Annotated in this window: 2 protein-coding genes; both read left to right on the top strand. The window is 64.6% G+C overall.

Going from position 1 to position 2,553, the window contains the following annotated elements; genetic code table 11:
• Positions 1-767 (top strand): hydrogenase expression protein HypE (locus tag QZX79_RS11600; protein ID WP_294568433.1); only part of this gene is annotated, 767 nt, incomplete at its 5' end.
• A 62-nt stretch (positions 768-829) separates the two neighbouring features.
• A partial coding sequence (locus QZX79_RS11595; protein WP_294568432.1) for a nickel-dependent hydrogenase large subunit occupies positions 830-2,553 on the top strand: 1,724 nt, incomplete at its 3' end.

Below are 2,553 nucleotides of genomic sequence, written 5' to 3'. Positions count from 1 at the left end.
ACGAGAACATCAACGGGGACGGGTACTGGACGTCGTTCGGCAACGACCTGGCCACGGGCGAGCCGCTGACCCTGAACTGGTGGATCGACCGGCTCGCGCCGAGGGCGTGGGCGGTCGTCGGGGCGGGGACGTGCGCGACCTACGGCGGCATCCACGCGATGGCGGGCAACCCCACGGGGAGCATGGGGCTCGCGGACTACTTGGGGTGGGACTTCCGGTCCGTGGCAGGCATCCCGATCGTGAACGTGCCCGGGTGTCCGGTCCAGCCGGACAACTTCATGGAGACGCTGGCGTGGCTCTTGTACCAGGCTGCAGGGCTCTCGCCGATGATCCCGCTGGACGACAAGCTCAGGCCGACTTGGCTCTTCGGGAAGACGGTCCACGAGGGCTGCGACCGGGCCGGATACTACGAGCAGGGCGACTTCGCGATGGACTACAACTCGCCCAAGTGCATCGTCAAGCTCGGGTGCTGGGGGCCTGTCGTGAACTGCAACGTGACCAAGCGGGGCTGGATGGATGGCCTCGGGGGTTGCCCGAACGTGGGCGGCATCTGTATCGGGTGCACGATGCCGGGCTTCCCGGACAAGTTCATGCCGTTCATGGACGAGCCGCCGGGCGGGACCGTCTCGTCGACGCTGACGAAGGCTTACGGGACCATGATCCGAAAGCTCCGCGGCATCACCAACACGACGCTCAACAAGGAACCCAAGTGGCGCCACAACAGGGGTGAGCTCACGACCGGATACGACCCGCGGTGGCGGGCGTAGAGGGGGCGAGAAGAGTGGTTTTGAGAGAGGAAGTACCGCGGCAATCCAGGAACCTCACGGAGATGTCGTGGGACCCTATAACGCGCATCGTCGGGAACCTCGGGATCTACACGAAGATAGACTTCGACAACCGGGAAGTGGTCGAGTGCAAGAGCACCTCCTCCATCTTCCGCGGCTACAGCGTGTTCATGAAGGGCAAGGACCCGCGCGACGCGCACTTCATCACTAGCCGCATCTGCGGCATCTGCGGGGACAACCACGCAGTCTGCTCCGTCTACGCCCAGAACATGGCGTACGGGGTGAAGACGCCGCACCTCGGCGAGTGGATCGTCAACCTCGGCGAGGCCGCCGAGTTTATGTTCGACCATACGATCTTCCAGGATAACCTCGTCTTCGTGGACTTCTGCGAGCAGATGGTCCGGGAAACCAACCCGAGCCTCCTGGAACGTGCGGAGAGGACACCCGCTCCCCACGCTGAGATCCACGGCTTCCGCACCATCGCGGACATCATGCGGTCCTTCAACCCGTTCACCGGGGAGACGTACAAGGAAGCATTGCAGATGAGCCGCCTCACGCGGGAGATGTTCTGCCTGATGGAGGGGCGTCACGTCCACCCCTCGACAGTGTATCCGGGCGGGGTAGGGACCGTGCCGACGCCGCAGCTCTTCACGGATTACCTTGTCCGCCTGATGCGGTTCATGGATTTCGTCAAGAAGGCAGTGCCGATGAACGACGACGTCTTCGATTTCTTCTACGAGGCGCTGCCGGGCTACGAAGAGGTCGGGAAACGGCGCACCCTGCTCGCGTGCTGGGGCTCGTTCAACAACCCGGATCACGTCGACTACGACTACCGGAACATGAACGGCTGGGGCAACGAGATGTTCGTCACGCCCGGCATCGTCGTGGACGGCGAGCTCGTGACGACGAACCTCGTGGACATAAACGTGGGGTTGCGCATCCTGCTCGGCTCCTCCTACTACGAGGACTGGACCGACGAGGAGACCTTCGTAACCCACGACCCGCTGGGCAACCCCATAGACAAGCGCCACCCCTGGAACCAGACCACCGTCCCGAGGCCCCAGAAGCGGGACCTCGAGGGCGGGAACTACTCCTGGGTCATGAGCCCGCGCTGGTTCGACAAGCGAACCGGGGATCATCTCGCGCTGGATACCGGCGGCGGGCCGTTGGCCCGGCTGTGGGCCACCGCGCTCGCGCAGAAGGTCGATATCGGCTACGTCAAGTCCACGGGGAGCAGCGTGCAGATCAACCTGCCAAAGACCGGCGCCATGCCCGAGACGCAGTTCGAGTGGAAGATACCGGAGCAGGGGTCCAACACCATCGAGCGCGACCGGGCGCGGGTCTACTTCGTGGCCTACGCCGCGGCGTCGGCGGTCTACTTCCTGGAGAGGGCTCTGGACCTCGTGCGTGGCGGCGAGACCAAGGTCTTCCAGGAGTTCGAGGTGCCGGACGAGGCGATCGGCTGCGGCTTCCACGAGGCGGTGCGCGGGGTCTTGTCGCACCACATGGTGATCCGGGACGGCAAGATCGCCAACTACCACCCCTATCCGCCGACGCCGTGGAACGCCAGCCCCCGCGACTACTATGGGACGCCAGGGCCGTACGAGGATGCGGTGCAGGGGCTCCGGATCTTCGAAGAGAATGGGCGGGAGGACTTCAAGGGCATCGACATCATGCGCACGGTTCGTAGCTTCGACCCGTGCCTGCCCTGCGGGGTCCACATGTACCTTGGCGACGGCAAGACGCTGGAGAAGCGCCACTCCCCGAC

Source organism: uncultured Arthrobacter sp. (assembly GCF_902805515.1).
GTDB lineage: Bacteria > Actinomycetota > Actinomycetes > Actinomycetales > Micrococcaceae > Arthrobacter_D.
The sequence above is the reverse complement of the archived record's forward strand: the minus strand, read 5'-3'. Positions and strand labels throughout refer to the sequence as shown.